The following is a 13,456-nucleotide window of genomic DNA, read 5'->3' as shown; positions in this document are numbered from 1 at the left end:
TGGGGATGCCGCTGCCCGCGGCGGGGTGGCAGAAATGCTTGTCTGCCGTGGTAGGGATGGTTACAAAATACGGGTATGCCGTCCCGTGCCCGCCGCATTGACGAGTTACAACTTCGCCTCGGCGACTTGCGTAAGCTCCTCCAAGAGTTGGAGAAAAATCGGATCGACTTCCTCGCGGCGACGGCCCGATGCATGATCGACGCCACGGAGAAGCAACTCAGGGACGCAATCGGCCGGCGCGAACCGCAGGAGGATCCGCCCGACGGCGAAGAATTCAGCCAGCGCAGTTCAGGCGAAGCTCGCGATTCACCCGCCGGATCTCGGTGAGCGTGGCGGGCGAGAAGAAGTCGCGGTTGCTGACGGTCACGGGCCGGATGCGGCAGGGCTGTACTGGCTCGGGCGCCGCCGGCGACTCTGGTGGGCGTGCCGCGCAGCCGGCCAGGGCCAGCAGCAGGAGCGCCGCCCGGATCACGGCACCATCCGCCGCGGCGGCGTCATCATTTGGTCTAGGCGATTATTGACCCGCTGCACATCTTCGCGGAGATCGTCGATGCGCCGGCCAATCGCTGCGTCGCCCTCGCGTTGTGCCTGCAAGCGCGTGACGTTGCCGTTGTGGATGGTGAGATCGGCGCGGAGCGAGGCGGCCGCCGTCTCCAGCGCTGTGGCCCGGTCCTTGAGGGTGACAACCGCGGCTTCCGCGATCGTCATGCGGGCGAACAGGCCCACGTAGGCGAGCGCGGCCGCGCCGATGAGCGGCACCAGGAATAGCGTCACCACCCTCTGCGCGAGGGTCAGCCAGACGTTCTCCACCGCCTGCTGCGCGATCTCACGGGCGCGCGTCACAGCACGATGCCGTTGAGGGCCAGCGCGCGGGCAGCAATGGCAGTGCGCAGCGTCGCAAGCTGTCCCGCCGTCAGCGCGGCTGGGATCACGGCGGCCATGGCCACCTGCGTCTGGCCGGCATTGCCGACCGCCACGGAGCCGACGCGCAGCGCCGGGCTGGCGGCGAGGATTCGCGCGCTCGCCTCCGCGCTGGCCTGCGAGGCCCCGCGCGTGAGGTCATAGAAGGTCAGCCCCACTCCCGCCTGCTGCACGACCGCGTACAGGGCCCAGCTATTCGCGAAGGCCGCCGGCATGTTGACCGAATAGGTGCGCTGCGTCGGCGTACCGGCCACATTGTAGGGCGCCGCGTAGCGCAGCAGCGTGGAGCTGCCACCATAGATCGAGAGCCCGTTGCCCAGCCCCACGCCCCAGCCACCGAGGCTCATCCGCGTGGCCGATCCGGATTGGTCCTGGCTCGACCGCGCCGCGACGATCAGCGTCTGGTCGGCCGTCTCCGGGATGGTGCCGGCGAGGTAGTTGCTCGCGTCGCAGAGCAGGCCCTCGGTGCTCGCCGTCGGCGCCCCGACCACGCCCATGGCCGCGAGCCGGGGGGCGGCCAGGTTGCGCGCGCTGCGGCGCAGCGTACTGCCGGCCCAGCTGGCATAGCTCGGCGTGACAGGCCACGGCAGCACCAGCGCCACCGGGTCCCAGGTCGGCGTTACGCCGGAGGGTTTGCGGACGATGCCCATTAGACGGCCTCCATGGGGACTGTGATCGAGAAGAGCAGCGACGGGATCTCGGCCGGGTAAGGCTTGTCCACGAGCGCGGCGATATTGGCCGCCGGATCCATGCCGGCGATGAACTGGTAGCGGTTCGGCACCCATTCCTGGACCGTCGAGAAGATCCCAACCTCGCCGAAGGACACGTCGCGCCGCCCGGCATCGACCTGCACGGTGGTGCCTGTCAGCAGCCGATTGACCTTCACTCGGACGAGATAGTCATTGACCACTTCGACGGCGGTGACCGTCAGCGTGCCCGTGCTGTCGATGACGGTCAGGCCGCGATGCACATTCGAGACGAGGGCGAGCACGCTGTAATAATCGTGCACGGCCAGCGGCGCGGGGGCCTGGAAGGCCAGCAGCACTTCATTGCCGCGCGCCGAACTCAGCGTCGCGATCGGTTGGACCGAGACGAAGCGCCGCCGCCGCACCAGCTCGTCGCGCATCGCAAAGCCGAGGTGTGTCGCAGTCCAGCGCGCGCCGTTGGCGTCGTGATGCAGACCTTTGGAGGTGCCCACGCGGCGCACTATCGCCCAAGCCCGTTCACTGGCGAGCTCGCGGAGAGCCTGGCTGATGGCCACGGTACCGTTGCCGATCACGCCGCCGCCGGCCGTTTGCGATATGAAGACCGAGAAGGGACGGGTCTGCCCCAGCATGGCTGCCGCGCCATAGGTGAACATGTCGTCCACCACCTGCCCAACCGCCGCCTTGAAGGTGGCGGGCAGTGTCCCTGCGCCATAATCCGCCTCGCCCTCGGCGATGATGGCCGCCGCGACGCGCACGGTGAGCCCGGCGGCATCGGCTACGGACTTCACGGCGGCCAGGGCAGTGGCCACCTGGCCGAAGAATTCTGGCGCAGTCGCCCCGCGAGCGAGCCGCGCGATCGGAGCACCGGGCACACCAATATTGATGAGCAGGATGCGACGCGCACCGACCGCGATGGAGGTGGCGTCGAGCTGCATCTGCCGCAGGTAGCTGACGGCCGCGACGGCAATGGTCTCGCCATAGGCATCGGCCGTGGGAGAGAGCGCCGCTGCAGCGGCTTGGGATAGGAGCGTCGTGCCGTCCGTATCGATGGCAGTCGCGACCAACGGGTTGAAGGCCGGCGTGCCCTTGGTGGTCCAGGCCGCGGTGGAGATGGCCGCCGGGCGCTCGCCATTGCCCAACTGGAGAGTGCCGGGCGTCGTCGCCAGGGTCAGCTGAGGATGCGCCTGTGAGCCCGCGCCGTTGGACTGTGCTGGATAGACCACCACGATGTTGATGTCGGCATCGAGCGGCTGACGGGACAAGTCCAGTCCCTCTCGTGCCAGGATGGAGGCGGCTTGGGCGCTGCTGGCGCGGAGACTCAATTCGTTCGGCGTGAACCATCCCTGATCGGCTGCGACCGAGATCACCGGCCGGCCGTCGAGGTTCCGGACCGCGACGTTGCCGGTGGCGTCCTGGGTGACGTTCAGCCCAGCGAAGGAGGCTGCGCCGGGCGCGAAGTGATGGGAGAGGCCGCCAGCGCCATCCGCCGCGCCCTCGCCGGCGAGAGGAATCGCGGCCTGGAAGCCACCGCCGATATCCACGCCCTGCGCATCGTCCACGTCCACCCGCGCACCACCGTCGCGCGTCTGCAGGCTGGTGGTGCTGGGGGTTCCGACGATCGCATGACCGGCCCCATAGACGGACATGCCGTCCGGCGACGACATCTGCAGTGCGCCACCCTTGCCGTCCGTGAGCACGTCAGGGCTCGGCTCCGTGACCGGGTTATCGACCACTCCCACGAGCGCCTGTGCGTTCCCAGCGCTGATCGCTGCGGCCGTCTCGGCCTGCTGCGCGAGGAGGCGCTGCGCCGCAGCATCCGCGGCCGCCTGCTGTGAGATAGGGACATTGGCCGCCACCTGCGCGCGCCCTTCCTCTACAGCCCGCGCATCGCCATCGGTTTGGTCGGCGGCGGCTTCGGCGCGGGTGGCTGCACGGCGCGCGCCCTGTGCGGACGCCCCCTCGCCCGGCGGCGACACCTCGACGTCGGCATCCTCGATGATGTTGACGTCAGGCATGTCGCTCGTTCCACTTCGTCGCAACCAGATCGCCCCAGAACATCGTCACCTCGATGCCGTCCGCGACCTGGAAAAGCTCATGCCTGGCCGGCTGATCGATCGGCAGCAGCGCGCGATCGGCGAATGACAGGGCGACATTGAACTGACCCTCGGTGTCGGCGCCCTCGGCCTGATCCAGGATCTCGATCTCGGCCGGGTTGCTACTGGTTTTGACGAGCGCGCCGCCAGGCCACTCGATGACGAGGCGCAGCAGCAGGCCGGTCAGATTGATGCGCGCGCCGTTCTTCGTGACCGTGAACAGCTCAGGGTCGTTGTTGGTGACCCTCAGCCTCCACTCGACATAGTTGCCACCGACGCTCATGCGCGCGGCTCCACAGGGCGAAAATGCGCCATTGCGATACTCCTGCGATGTCGGGATGCGGCCGGGGCCGCGGCGTGGTTAGGCCTTGAGGCCCGTGACGTTCATGGTCCCGCTGACGAAGGCGCGCGGGCTTCCGGACAGGTTGATGACGCGGACCGCCTCAATCCGCCCGGACGCGATCTCGATGAGGCCGATGTTCTGATAGCTTGACCAGTTCCAGACCACCCCATCGTCGGCGAGGGTCATGCCGAGGATGACGCACCGCGGCGCCAGGATATTTTGAAGCCACAGGCGGCCGCCGACTCCATCGGCGCCGGAGTTGGCCCCCATCCAGCCGAGGAAGTTCCCGCCGCCCGCGACAGCCGCCAAGGGCTGCAGCTGCTGCCCGGCCGACTGCGTGTTGTGGGTGCGGCCGTCGTAATAGGTCCCGGCGCCCGACAACCAAAGCCCGCCCACCTTGACCTGGAGATAAAGCAGCTGGATCGCGCCGCTTCCATTGCGGATATCGTTCAGCTCGATCTCCAGCGAGCGGTAACCGGCCGGGATCGTGATCTCGCCACTGGTGCCGCCCGCGAGCGTGGCGGAGCCGAGGTCAATCGGGCCCACCATCACCTCGTCGAGCCGCAGCTCCGACGTGCTGTGCGCGTACCACTTCACCAACTGTCCGGCCCGGATGACGCCCGGCCCGATCTCGCTGCCGTCGGCACGGCGCAGCGGCAGGGCTGTAAGGCTGTCGATGGCGAGCGTGACGCTACCCGTGCTTGCCGCGGCGGGTGCGTAGTACCGCCCGCCCATGTTTGCCAGCAGCCCCCGCAGCGGTGGGAAATGCGCAACGGCGTGGGCATTCGCCGTGCCGGTCGCCGTAGGGACACCCCCGACCGCCCCGAAGCGCAGGGCATCCGTATCTGGCGGGCAATAGATGCGCTTGGTGCCGGCAGGCCAGTTCACCAGCGCGTTGCCGTTGCTCGAGCGCGTGACGTTGCGCGTGAGCGTGTCGGGACTGCCGGCGGTGGCGAGCCCCCAGCCCTCCTCGAAGTCCGTGTCCAGGGTGCAGCGGTAGCGCACCGGCTTGCCCGAGCCGACGCCGCTCACGAACGACTGGCGCAGCGGGTCGGTGGGCGCGGTCAGGGAATAGGTGCCCGTGCCCGTGGTGGGGGTGGTTTGTTCAACCGAGTTCGGCAGCATGGGACCTCACAGGCTCTGGCGGATCTGGAACGCGGCCTGGAAGGCCACGAAATTCGGTTGGGTGATCGGCTGCACCTGCACGAGGCGGCCGAGCACGGGCGCGATGCGACGGTCCTCGAAGGGGAGGAAAAGCACCTGGCCGCGGATGCCGGCGACGCGCTGGAGCTCGTCCAGCTGCGCCGCATCGGCCTGCGTCAGCACATTGAAGGCAAAGGTGAGCGCGCGGCGGTTGGGGCCCACATCCACGAAATCCAGCCCACTGCGCGGGTTGTTGGAGACGGTGCTGCCATCCTCCCAGACGCGGCCCCAGCCGTAGCTGAAATTGCCGCGCGCGGGCTTCCAGGCGGGCCCGGCCCAGGCTCGGCCGAGATCCACATAGCCGGGCGCGGACGCGAGCGAGGCGGCGGCGAGATCCGCGCGCCAGTACCGCGCGGCGATCGGCGCCGCCGGCACATAGGCGTGCGCGCCGGCCGCCCAGCCGCCGGGCAGCACCGCGGTGTCCAGCAGCGCGCCGGCTCCCGGCGAAACCGCGTCGAGCCGATGGCGCACCGTGTCGGAGGGCGCCATCAGGCCCAAAGCCTCATTGTTCGGGCTGATGCCGCCGGCGTCGTCCGGCTGGACCAGCGCAAGGACGCCGATTGTGCGGACGGCGCCGAGGTCGATATTCAGCACGGGCGAGGTGGCTCCGGGCATGGTGCGCCAGCGCCGGCGCAGCTGCGGCTCCACCAGCCGGCTCGCGCGCAGCGTCGCGACCTCGGACGAGGCGGCGATCGTCACGCCCTCGCCCGCGCGGTCGAGCCAGTTCACCCAGGAGAGCAGCGCCGCCATCAGCCGAGCACCAGCAGGTCGACGCCGCGGCCTCGCAGGGACTGCCCCACGACGCGCACGTTGCGCCCCGTCGCGAGCCCGTGGCGCGGCCAAACGACGCGCGCCTGCTGGCCGAGCTGCAGGCCGAGGCCGGACAGGCCGGTCGGAACGCGCAGGTAGGAACGGCCGGGGGCGTAGAGGTCCAGCAGGTTCTGGGCGAGCGCCTGCGCATCGGCCTCCTCGTCGAACAGCGTCTCGATGGTCAGTTCCTCCGCCAGGGCGTTGCGGGTGGTACGCTGCGGCGCGGCGACGGCCGTCTGGCGGGACGCGCCCTGGAGCTCGCCGCGGCGGTCCGCCGTGATCGTCGGCACCGGCACCAGGTCCGTGCCGCTTAGCTGGGTCCAGTTGCGGCGATAGGTCGCCACGACGCGCCAGAGGGTGGCGGGCGGCGCCATCGGCTCCACTTCGCCAAGAATCCCCTCCTGGTCGAGCAGCACGCCACCATCGGTGTCCGGCGCGGCCAGGCGCCCCAGCGCGATCCGGCCGTCGCCTGCATCGCCCCACCACATCGCGCCCGCCGAGGCGAGGCGCGTCAGCACCTCCGCGACGTTCGCCTGCTCGGCCAGCACGAGGCCCGCCACCCCGGGCGCGACCGCCGCCATGGAGTCGAAGGTCGCGGCCGAGACGCTCGCCCCAAATCGGCCGAGGATCACGCGCATCATGCTGGCCAGGGTGGCGACGTAGCCGGAGGCAGCATCGCCCTGCACATCCGCCGTCACCGTCCCGTCGGGGTTGCTGCCCAGGCGGATGAAGGTGCCGCCCGGCGCGATCGTCCAATCCCAGGTGCCGCCCGTGGCCGAGGTCGCGGCCAGGACCGCATAGCTCACGCGCATGGTGCCGGGCGTCACGCTGGCGCCCCGGACATAGACCGCGAGGATCGCCTCCACCTGGCGCGCCGAGACGAGATAGATGCCGCGCGCCGCGTCGACGAGCTGCAGGCCCGCGCCCCGGCACAGACCCCAGACCTCCTGGATCGGCTTGCCCTTGAGGTCCTCGCCGCCGTCGGCGCCGCCCGTGCCGCCGTAGAGGCCGAGCATGGGCACGTCGAGCCGATAGGCCTGGCTCACGGCCGTCAGGCGCAGCAACCGCGCATCGGTGCGCCAGGCGCGGCCCACGCCGGCCAGCAGCGTCACACGCTCGGCATAGGCCGCGCTGCGGTGGCCCAGCAGGCTGACCGTGACCGGGCGGCCGTCCACCGCGAGGCGCCCCTCGATGCCGTCCTGCGCGCCGTCGGTGTTGTCGATCGGGATCTCGCTGACGGTGGCGGCCACCCGCCGCTCCGCGCCCGGCGACAGCGGAATGGAGCGGTCGAGGGACACATCCCGCACCCGACCCTCGAAATGGACGTTCGCCCGCGTGTCGCCCGGGCGGGAGGTCCAGTCGCGATCGGAATAGTCGAGAGCGACGTCACCGCCGACGATTCCGCCCGGCATTTCGCCCACCGGGTCCTCACCGAGAATGAGATCGCCGCCGAGCGAGACGAGGGCGCCATCCGTCGCGGAGATCTCGATCAGCAGCACGGCGTCGCTGAAGGACGACTGGCCGAGGGCAATGAGGTCCAGCGCCGCCATGGTGGCGGGCTCGACCTCGCCGACGGGATATTCACCGAGGACGGTCATTTCGCGAGACCGCTCAGCGCGGCAGCACGCGCTTCGTCATTGCCGGCACGGTACTCGGCGCGCAGGGCCTGCAATTCCTGCTGGAGGACCGTCACCATTTGCGAGAGCGCCGACACCACGTCCGCATTGCCGCTGCCCTGAGCCTCGCGCAGGCCCGCATTCGCCACGCTCGAGCGCACGAACGCCTCCCGCTGGGCAAAGGCGTCGGTCGCCCCACCGAAGACGTCCCGCGACAGCTCGATCAGGCTGCCCGCCGATTTCGTGAGCGAGGAGGTGTCGCCGCTGGCCAGAGCGGCGTTGTACTGCCGCTCAGCCTCGGCCAGCTTGGCCGTCGCCGAGAGGCTGGAGCTGGTTCCCAGCGCCTGGTCGTTCAGCCATTCGAGCACGCTCTGCGCGGCCTGCTTCTGGGATTCAGCGGTCTTACGGGTGATGCCGAGGATCTGGTCCGAATAGTCCTGCTGGATCTTCAGGCGCTCCTCGGCCAACACCTGTTCGTTCCGGACGATGCGGGTGGCCACCTCGTCCGAATCCTTGCCCAGTGCCTCCAGCGCGGCCTTGGCCTGGACGAGCTGCTGCTCGGCCGCGAGGTCAAACTGCATCAGCGCCGCCTGCTGCATCAGAGCGGTGTCGTTCGCGCCCGTCGCGCGGGCCGAGCGGATATCGAGGCCGAGATCGAAGCCCCGCACCTGCAGGTCGCGGGCGGCATAGGCCTTGGCGATATCCTCGTCGCGCTTGGAATTCAGCACATCCGTCGCGAGGCTGAGCTCGTTCGCCTTGTCGATGGCCGTCTGCCACTGCGTGCTGAGCGCGGCGATCTGCTTGCCGAATTCGCTCGTCGCCTCGGCCGTGCCGGTCAGGGCCTTGTAGGTGCCCTCGTAATACTCAAGGTTCTGGCCGAGCGCCTCGATGGAGCCGCTCGCGCGCAGGATGCCCTGATAGTCGCCGTTGCCGCCGTTGTAATCCTTGAACAGCTCCAGCAGGTATTCGCCGGCCTTTTCGGCGAGCTGCTTGCTGCCCTCCTCGTCGTTCTTGAATTCCGCCTTGCGGCCGGAGACATCGAGATAGAGGTTGCCCGGCCCGTCGCCGCGCGAGGATGTGACGCCGACCGCGATCTCGCCGCCGATATTCGCCCCGCCGAGCTTGCCGCTGATCTCGCTCGCGAGGTTCGCGATGGACATCGTCGCGGCCTCGGCCTGCGAGGCATTGCCCGCGCTGTACCGCTTGGCCGAGCGCGTCGAGGCCGCGACAGGGCCGGATCGGGAGTTGGATGCGGAGATTGCATTCGCGATCGGCTGGAGAAAGCGCAACGGAGAGGAGTGGAGGCCACCGGGCGGCGATTGGGGCCTTGTGCTGCCCCCCTTCACGGAAAACGTCGGCGCCGCGCTGATGACGAAGCGGGAGGATTGCTCCTGGGGCGCAGGCGATCTGGACGAGGACGGTAATCCCTGGGCCTGCCTCACGCCGCGCGTCGCGCCCTGCGAAGACTACTCGGGCAAGGCGGTCAACGTCGCCATGTCGGTCGTAGCCGCGTCGCTCCGCGCCCTCGCCGCCCGCGTGGCCATCGCCTGATGGCCCGCCCCCACGGCATGACAGAGCAGGATCTCAATGAGGCGGCGTTCGTCGCCGTCTGGGAGGTCGATGGGCCGCGAGTCATCAAGAATGTCTTGAAGAACCGCAACGGCCAGACGGGCAAATCCGTCGAAGGCGTCTTCCCGAGCCGCCAGTTTGCCGAGGAAGCTGCGGCACGGCTGAACGCCAAGGCCCGCAACCTGCTGCGGCGGGGCCTCACCTGATGGCCCGCCTCCACATCCCCACCCCGCCCAGCTCCCGCGCGGAGCGGCTCGCCGAGATCTTCCTGCTCGTGATGTCCGCCCTGGCGGCGATCGCCATCGCCAGCGCGATGGGATGGCTGTGATGGCACGCCCTCCGCGCGACGACAGCGACCTGCTGCCCGGCTGCAACCTCCCCATCTCGGCAATCGTCTGGCTCACCTATGCCGCAGTCCTCGCCGGCTGCGTGATGGCGGCCACGCGATGATCGGCGCCGAGATCCTGCGCCGCGGCATCCTGACGCTGCGGCTCTGGGCGCATCCCGGCGCGCGGATCTCGGCGCCCATGCCCGCCCGCGTCTTCCCCGCCCCGGCCGCGCCACCCGCCGAGGATGACCTGGGCGAGCTGCGCTACCTCATCTGCTCCCGCGGCGTGCAGCCCGTGCGGCTCGGCCAGGGCGCGCGCGAGCGCTACGGCTTCCGCGAGCTGCGCGCCTTCAACATCGGCGACGACGGCGCGCCCGTGCTGACGCCGCGCTGGCGGCGCGAGGAGCGCCTCTTCCCCACGATCGACGCCGCGCGCGTCGCCTATGCCCGCACCTATGAGCGGACCTGCACGCACTTCCGCGGCGTCACGCGCCGCGCCGTGCAGAGCAGCCTGCTCGACCTCGCGCCCGGCTCCGGCCCGGCGCGCCGGCCCCTTCCGTCCGGCCGAGAGCTGACCAGCGCAGCCTCCCTCGGCGTCATCACCGCCCTCTCCCTCATCGAATGGATCCTGCCATGAAGGCCCAGCGCCACCCTCTCACCCAGCTTGGCGTGGAGGACATGCCGGGCTGCCTGATCGGCATCGATCTCTGCATCGAGATCGTGAACACCAGCGGGCTCATGTTCGGCGGCCAAGCCCTCATCCGGATGCGCGATGCCAAGGGCCTGGTGGAGGGCCTCATGGAGCGTGCCGAGGATGACGCGCAGCAGGCCCTGGCGGAGGAGATCGCGCAAGAGATCGCCGAAGCCCCGCAGGACGGCGCCCGCCAGGAGAAGGCGGCCCAACGCGTCGCCGCGCACATCGTGAAGACGGCCAACAACCGCGGCAAGGCGCCATCGGTTTGGACCAAAGAGCGCCTGGCGCTGCTCGACGCGGAATGCCTGATCGCGGAATCGAATGATCTGCTCACCCGCATCAACGCTCGACCGGGCCCGCCCTGCGCCAGCACCAATGCGATGCGGACGAAGTTCAACACCCGGCTGCGCAAAGGGCTGGTGAAGCGCAGCGCCGGCGTCGTCGCACCGCCCGCCGCCGCCACCAGGCGCTCCACCATTCCGGAGGAGGACAAGCCCGAAGCGCGGCAGATGGTCCTCGGCGGCAAGGGAGCGAAGGATCTCGTCGAGGAGTTCGGGTGGAACCTCGAAGAGGCCCAAGCCTTCGCGCAAGCCGTGCGCGACGAGCAGAAGGCCGCCGCCTGATGCCCGACGAGATGGACCGCGCGACCGCGCTCACCGAGGCCCAGACGGCCGTCGCGATCGAGGCGGCGCGCCCGCGCGGCCATGGCTCCGCCACCTGCGACGACTGCGGCCAGCCGATCCCGGCCGCCCGGCGCAAGGCCATGCCGACCGCCCGCCATTGCACCCCCTGCCGTGAATCGATGGAGAAAGCCCGTGGGCGCTGACACCAAAATCGAATGGGCCGACCACACCTTCAATCCGTGGACCGGCTGCCAGCGCGTCTCACCAGGATGCGACCACTGCTATGCGGAGGCCCAGGCGAAGCGCAACACGTCGACCTTCGGCGCCTGGGGGGCGCATGCCGAGCGTAAGCGTACCAGTGAGTCCTACTGGCGCCAGCCGCTGAAATGGAACAGCGAGGCCTGCAAGGCCGGGACGCGTCCGCGCGTGTTCTGCGCCAGCATGGCCGACGTGTTCGACAACCAGGTGCCGGAGAGCTGGCGCGCCGATCTGTGGAACCTCATCGCCGCGACGCCGCATCTCGACTGGCTGCTTTTGACGAAGCGCCCGCAGCTGATCGCGAAGATGCTCCCAGTGGCGAGCGCACCCAATCCCGACTACCGACCCTGGCCCGAGCCCTGGCCGTGGCGCAACGTCTGGCTCGGCACGACGGTGGAGAATCAGGCCGAGGCCGACCGCCGCATCCCGCAACTGTTGGCCGTGCCGGCGGCGAAGCGCTTCCTGTCCTGCGAGCCGCTGCTGGGGGCGGTGGATCTGAGGAAGGTCCAAGGGCCGAACGGCATCCAGGTGGTCGACTCCCTGCGCGGCACCTCGCGCGACCCTGAATGGTCGGCGCCGAGCGCTCGCATCGACTGGGTCATCTGCGGCGGCGAGAGCGGCCCCGGCGCGCGCCCGATGCACCCCGACTGGGCCCGCAGCCTGCGTGACCAGTGCGCGGCGGCCGGCGCGCCCTTCTTCTTCAAGCAGTGGGGGGATTGGAAGCCGATCTGCGAGGGGGGCGACGACTGGCACGACCACCTCTACAGCTCCAACCGCAAGGCGCGCGAGGGCGAGGATCAGGACATCGTCGACGAACGCTACGGCCGCACCTGCAAGGTGCCGACCGCCCAGATGCGGCCCGACGGCAGGCACTTCGACAAAGACCGCTTCTCGAACCCTGAGGCCTTCGGCGCCGGCTCGATGATGGTCTTCCAGATCGGCAAGAAGGCCGCCGGACGCCTTCTCGACGGCCGTGAGCACATCGAGGTGCCGGCATGAGCACGCCAGCCCTCCCGCTGAAGCAGCTTCAGGAATTGCTCGATACCGCCGTGGCGGTAGCGCGATCCGAGGTCGGCGTTGCGAGCATGCGCGCCGGTGCAGGCATGCCCTATGACGCCTGGCCCGAGATGGACGCGCTGGTGAAGTTGCTGGATCGGCTCACGCCGGGCTGGGAGCTGCCGGCATGACCGACCGCCCGATCATCTTCTCGGCGCCGATGGTGCGCGCGACGCTGGTTGCCGACGCAAAGCGCACCGCGTCGCACGCACTGCACGCTGTCGGAGCAACGCAGGTCCCGAGCGCCCTCGCCGGAGGCCGCGCCGATGGATGATGTGAAGCGGATGGCGGATCAGCATGCCGCGCATGCCCGATGGGGCAATTGGGAGAGTGTCAGCGCATCCCAGCGCCCTGGCGGCACAGCCTTCGTCGAGTTCCACACGCGGACGGCGGCGATGCTGATGCGCCTCCTCGCCGACGTTGCCCTGGCCGGCGAGGTCGGGATGCGCGCGGGGATCGAGGCGGGGGCGAAGGTCTGCAACGCTCGCGGCATCGATGAGCAGGAGGCGTTTGGGCTCGGGCGAGGCGCTCAGAATTACTACCGCGCCCGTGACGCCATCCGCGCCCTCACGCCCCCGCCGTCCGACGCGCTGGCGGCGATGCTCAAGGCGGCCGAGGAACGCGGCGCGGCGAGGGAGAGGGAGGCGATTACCCGCCTCATCCACGGCTTCCATTACTGGCAAGGCAGCAACGATTTAGCGGATAGGCAAACGAAAGCTTGGCTTAATGACGCCATCCGCGCCCGCGCCCCGGCCGGCGGGGAGGTCGGATCGTGACCCTCTCCCAACTCGCGCGCGGGCTCAGCCCGGCGCAGCGGCGGGCGCCTCTGCGCTTCAGCGGGGATGAAGGCAAGGTCCGGACCGGCAGATTCGCGCGGGGGAAACAGGCCGCGCTCATGGCCTGCCGCGTTTGCGGAGGGGCGGGGAGCATCCTGACGCGGATCTCGACCGATGCCTGACGGCCACTTTGTCTCCCGCGAGCTGCTGACCGCGCCGCTGGTGGCGAAGGCGCTCGGCCGTTCGCTGACCTGGTTCTACCACCACCGCGTCGAGCTCGAGGAGCAGCACGGCTTCCCTCGCACCGTGCGCGGCTGCGGCACCCGGTGGGATCCCCGGGCCATCGAGGCATGGCGCGACGCGCAGCTACCCGCAGCCCCCTCTGCCGAGGGCGAGACCGAGCAACTCCTGCTTCGCAGAGCCGCGACCGGCGTGAGATAGTCCGAAACAGGGCAGGGG

At 69.8% G+C, this 13,456-nt stretch carries 21 protein-coding genes; 12 read left to right on the top strand and 9 right to left on the bottom strand.

From position 1 onward, the window contains the following. Positions 1-274: 274 nt before the first annotated feature. From ACO057_RS01275 to ACO057_RS01235, 9 genes are all read right to left on the bottom strand, one after another. Positions 275-472 carry a hypothetical protein gene (locus ACO057_RS01275; protein ID WP_421988535.1) on the bottom strand — a complete coding sequence of 66 codons (198 nt, stop codon included), beginning with the start codon at positions 470-472 and terminating at the stop codon, positions 275-277. After that, positions 469-843: a hypothetical protein gene (locus ACO057_RS01270; protein ID WP_421988534.1), complete on the bottom strand. Its 375-nt coding sequence runs from the start codon at positions 841-843 to the stop codon at positions 469-471. The genes ACO057_RS01275 and ACO057_RS01270 overlap by 4 nt, the downstream gene beginning before the upstream one ends. Continuing rightward, positions 840-1,571 (bottom strand): hypothetical protein, encoded by a 732-nt coding sequence (locus ACO057_RS01265; protein ID WP_421988533.1) that lies wholly within the window; start codon positions 1,569-1,571, stop codon positions 840-842. Before ACO057_RS01265 ends, ACO057_RS01270 begins: the two co-directional genes overlap by 4 nt. Beyond that, positions 1,571-3,643, bottom strand: a complete 2,073-nt coding sequence (locus ACO057_RS01260; protein WP_421988532.1) for a hypothetical protein — start codon at positions 3,641-3,643, stop codon at positions 1,571-1,573. The genes ACO057_RS01265 and ACO057_RS01260 overlap by 1 nt, the downstream gene beginning before the upstream one ends. Next, positions 3,636-4,004: a hypothetical protein gene (locus ACO057_RS01255; protein WP_421988531.1), complete on the bottom strand. Its 369-nt coding sequence runs from the start codon at positions 4,002-4,004 to the stop codon at positions 3,636-3,638. The genes ACO057_RS01260 and ACO057_RS01255 overlap by 8 nt, the downstream gene beginning before the upstream one ends. Before the next feature lie 78 nt (positions 4,005-4,082). After that, the gene (locus tag ACO057_RS01250; RefSeq protein WP_421988530.1) at positions 4,083-5,189 is read right to left on the bottom strand and encodes a hypothetical protein; all 1,107 of its coding nucleotides are present in this window, start codon (positions 5,187-5,189) and stop codon (positions 4,083-4,085) included. 6 nt (positions 5,190-5,195) lie between these two features. Then, a complete protein-coding gene (locus ACO057_RS01245; protein ID WP_421988529.1) occupies positions 5,196-6,017 on the bottom strand; it encodes a hypothetical protein in 822 nt (273 codons plus the stop codon). Further along, entirely contained in the window at positions 6,017-7,675 is a 1,659-nt protein-coding gene (locus tag ACO057_RS01240; RefSeq protein WP_421988528.1) for a hypothetical protein, read from the bottom strand. The genes ACO057_RS01245 and ACO057_RS01240 overlap by 1 nt, the downstream gene beginning before the upstream one ends. After that, complete coding sequence (locus ACO057_RS01235) at positions 7,672-8,853, bottom strand: hypothetical protein (protein ID WP_421988527.1); 1,182 nt, start codon at positions 8,851-8,853, stop codon at positions 7,672-7,674. Before ACO057_RS01235 ends, ACO057_RS01240 begins: the two co-directional genes overlap by 4 nt. On the opposite strand from ACO057_RS01235, the gene ACO057_RS01230 reads away from it, so the two are divergent. The 12 genes from ACO057_RS01230 (at position 8,846) to ACO057_RS01175 (ending at position 13,438) form a co-directional block, all read left to right on the top strand. Continuing rightward, complete coding sequence (locus ACO057_RS01230) at positions 8,846-9,244, top strand: hypothetical protein (protein WP_421988526.1); 399 nt, start codon at positions 8,846-8,848, stop codon at positions 9,242-9,244. The genes ACO057_RS01235 and ACO057_RS01230 overlap by 8 nt on opposite strands. Further along, positions 9,244-9,468 carry a hypothetical protein gene (locus ACO057_RS01225; RefSeq protein ID WP_421988525.1) on the top strand — a complete coding sequence of 75 codons (225 nt, stop codon included), beginning with the start codon at positions 9,244-9,246 and terminating at the stop codon, positions 9,466-9,468. The genes ACO057_RS01230 and ACO057_RS01225 overlap by 1 nt, the downstream gene beginning before the upstream one ends. Then, positions 9,468-9,590: a hypothetical protein gene (locus tag ACO057_RS01220; protein WP_421988524.1), complete on the top strand. Its 123-nt coding sequence runs from the start codon at positions 9,468-9,470 to the stop codon at positions 9,588-9,590. The genes ACO057_RS01225 and ACO057_RS01220 overlap by 1 nt, the downstream gene beginning before the upstream one ends. Next, positions 9,590-9,712: a hypothetical protein gene (locus ACO057_RS01215; RefSeq protein ID WP_421988523.1), complete on the top strand. Its 123-nt coding sequence runs from the start codon at positions 9,590-9,592 to the stop codon at positions 9,710-9,712. Before ACO057_RS01220 ends, ACO057_RS01215 begins: the two co-directional genes overlap by 1 nt. Beyond that, entirely contained in the window at positions 9,709-10,227 is a 519-nt protein-coding gene (locus ACO057_RS01210) for a hypothetical protein (protein WP_421988522.1), read from the top strand. Before ACO057_RS01215 ends, ACO057_RS01210 begins: the two co-directional genes overlap by 4 nt. Further along, positions 10,224-10,907: a hypothetical protein gene (locus ACO057_RS01205; protein ID WP_421988521.1), complete on the top strand. Its 684-nt coding sequence runs from the start codon at positions 10,224-10,226 to the stop codon at positions 10,905-10,907. Before ACO057_RS01210 ends, ACO057_RS01205 begins: the two co-directional genes overlap by 4 nt. Further along, positions 10,907-11,110: a TraR/DksA C4-type zinc finger protein gene (locus ACO057_RS01200; RefSeq protein ID WP_421988520.1), complete on the top strand. Its 204-nt coding sequence runs from the start codon at positions 10,907-10,909 to the stop codon at positions 11,108-11,110. Before ACO057_RS01205 ends, ACO057_RS01200 begins: the two co-directional genes overlap by 1 nt. Continuing rightward, complete coding sequence (locus ACO057_RS01195) at positions 11,100-12,164, top strand: phage Gp37/Gp68 family protein (RefSeq protein ID WP_421988519.1); 1,065 nt, start codon at positions 11,100-11,102, stop codon at positions 12,162-12,164. Before ACO057_RS01200 ends, ACO057_RS01195 begins: the two co-directional genes overlap by 11 nt. Continuing rightward, positions 12,161-12,352, top strand: coding sequence for a hypothetical protein (locus ACO057_RS01190; RefSeq protein WP_421988518.1), 192 nt, complete (start codon positions 12,161-12,163; stop codon positions 12,350-12,352). The genes ACO057_RS01195 and ACO057_RS01190 overlap by 4 nt, the downstream gene beginning before the upstream one ends. Further along, positions 12,349-12,495 carry a hypothetical protein gene (locus ACO057_RS01185; protein WP_421988517.1) on the top strand — a complete coding sequence of 49 codons (147 nt, stop codon included), beginning with the start codon at positions 12,349-12,351 and terminating at the stop codon, positions 12,493-12,495. Before ACO057_RS01190 ends, ACO057_RS01185 begins: the two co-directional genes overlap by 4 nt. Positions 12,496-12,616: 121 nt before the next feature. Then, positions 12,617-12,997 carry a hypothetical protein gene (locus tag ACO057_RS01180; RefSeq protein WP_421988516.1) on the top strand — a complete coding sequence of 127 codons (381 nt, stop codon included), beginning with the start codon at positions 12,617-12,619 and terminating at the stop codon, positions 12,995-12,997. Between the two features lie 174 nt (positions 12,998-13,171). After that, positions 13,172-13,438 (top strand): hypothetical protein, encoded by a 267-nt coding sequence (locus ACO057_RS01175; protein ID WP_421988515.1) that lies wholly within the window; start codon positions 13,172-13,174, stop codon positions 13,436-13,438. Positions 13,439-13,456: the final 18 nt, after the last annotated feature.

Source organism: Roseococcus sp. (assembly GCF_965227005.1).
GTDB lineage: Bacteria > Pseudomonadota > Alphaproteobacteria > Acetobacterales > Acetobacteraceae > Roseococcus.
This window is presented reverse-complemented; position numbering and strand designations above follow the sequence as displayed.

What these genes read in the sequence shown, in the direction of transcription:
- ACO057_RS01220 (WP_421988524.1), top strand. Translation starts at nt 9,468, where the DNA reads ATGGCCCGCCTCCACATCCCCACCCCGCCCAGCTCCCGCGCGGAGCGG.
- ACO057_RS01180 (WP_421988516.1), top strand. Translation starts at nt 12,617, where the DNA reads ATGCTGATGCGCCTCCTCGCCGACGTTGCCCTGGCCGGCGAGGTCGGG.
- ACO057_RS01190 (WP_421988518.1), top strand. Translation starts at nt 12,161, where the DNA reads ATGAGCACGCCAGCCCTCCCGCTGAAGCAGCTTCAGGAATTGCTCGAT.
- ACO057_RS01210 (WP_421988522.1), top strand. Translation starts at nt 9,709, where the DNA reads ATGATCGGCGCCGAGATCCTGCGCCGCGGCATCCTGACGCTGCGGCTC.
- ACO057_RS01175 (WP_421988515.1), top strand. Translation starts at nt 13,172, where the DNA reads ATGCCTGACGGCCACTTTGTCTCCCGCGAGCTGCTGACCGCGCCGCTG.
- ACO057_RS01225 (WP_421988525.1), top strand. Translation starts at nt 9,244, where the DNA reads ATGGCCCGCCCCCACGGCATGACAGAGCAGGATCTCAATGAGGCGGCG.
- ACO057_RS01230 (WP_421988526.1), top strand. Translation starts at nt 8,846, where the DNA reads ATGGACATCGTCGCGGCCTCGGCCTGCGAGGCATTGCCCGCGCTGTAC.
- ACO057_RS01245 (WP_421988529.1), bottom strand. Translation starts at nt 6,017, where the DNA reads ATGGCGGCGCTGCTCTCCTGGGTGAACTGGCTCGACCGCGCGGGCGAG.
- ACO057_RS01240 (WP_421988528.1), bottom strand. Translation starts at nt 7,675, where the DNA reads ATGACCGTCCTCGGTGAATATCCCGTCGGCGAGGTCGAGCCCGCCACC.
- ACO057_RS01265 (WP_421988533.1), bottom strand. Translation starts at nt 1,571, where the DNA reads ATGGGCATCGTCCGCAAACCCTCCGGCGTAACGCCGACCTGGGACCCG.
- ACO057_RS01215 (WP_421988523.1), top strand. Translation starts at nt 9,590, where the DNA reads ATGGCACGCCCTCCGCGCGACGACAGCGACCTGCTGCCCGGCTGCAAC.
- ACO057_RS01255 (WP_421988531.1), bottom strand. Translation starts at nt 4,004, where the DNA reads ATGAGCGTCGGTGGCAACTATGTCGAGTGGAGGCTGAGGGTCACCAAC.
- ACO057_RS01260 (WP_421988532.1), bottom strand. Translation starts at nt 3,643, where the DNA reads ATGCCTGACGTCAACATCATCGAGGATGCCGACGTCGAGGTGTCGCCG.
- ACO057_RS01250 (WP_421988530.1), bottom strand. Translation starts at nt 5,189, where the DNA reads ATGCTGCCGAACTCGGTTGAACAAACCACCCCCACCACGGGCACGGGC.
- ACO057_RS01235 (WP_421988527.1), bottom strand. Translation starts at nt 8,853, where the DNA reads ATGTCCATCGCGAACCTCGCGAGCGAGATCAGCGGCAAGCTCGGCGGG.
- ACO057_RS01200 (WP_421988520.1), top strand. Translation starts at nt 10,907, where the DNA reads ATGCCCGACGAGATGGACCGCGCGACCGCGCTCACCGAGGCCCAGACG.
- ACO057_RS01185 (WP_421988517.1), top strand. Translation starts at nt 12,349, where the DNA reads ATGACCGACCGCCCGATCATCTTCTCGGCGCCGATGGTGCGCGCGACG.
- ACO057_RS01205 (WP_421988521.1), top strand. Translation starts at nt 10,224, where the DNA reads ATGAAGGCCCAGCGCCACCCTCTCACCCAGCTTGGCGTGGAGGACATG.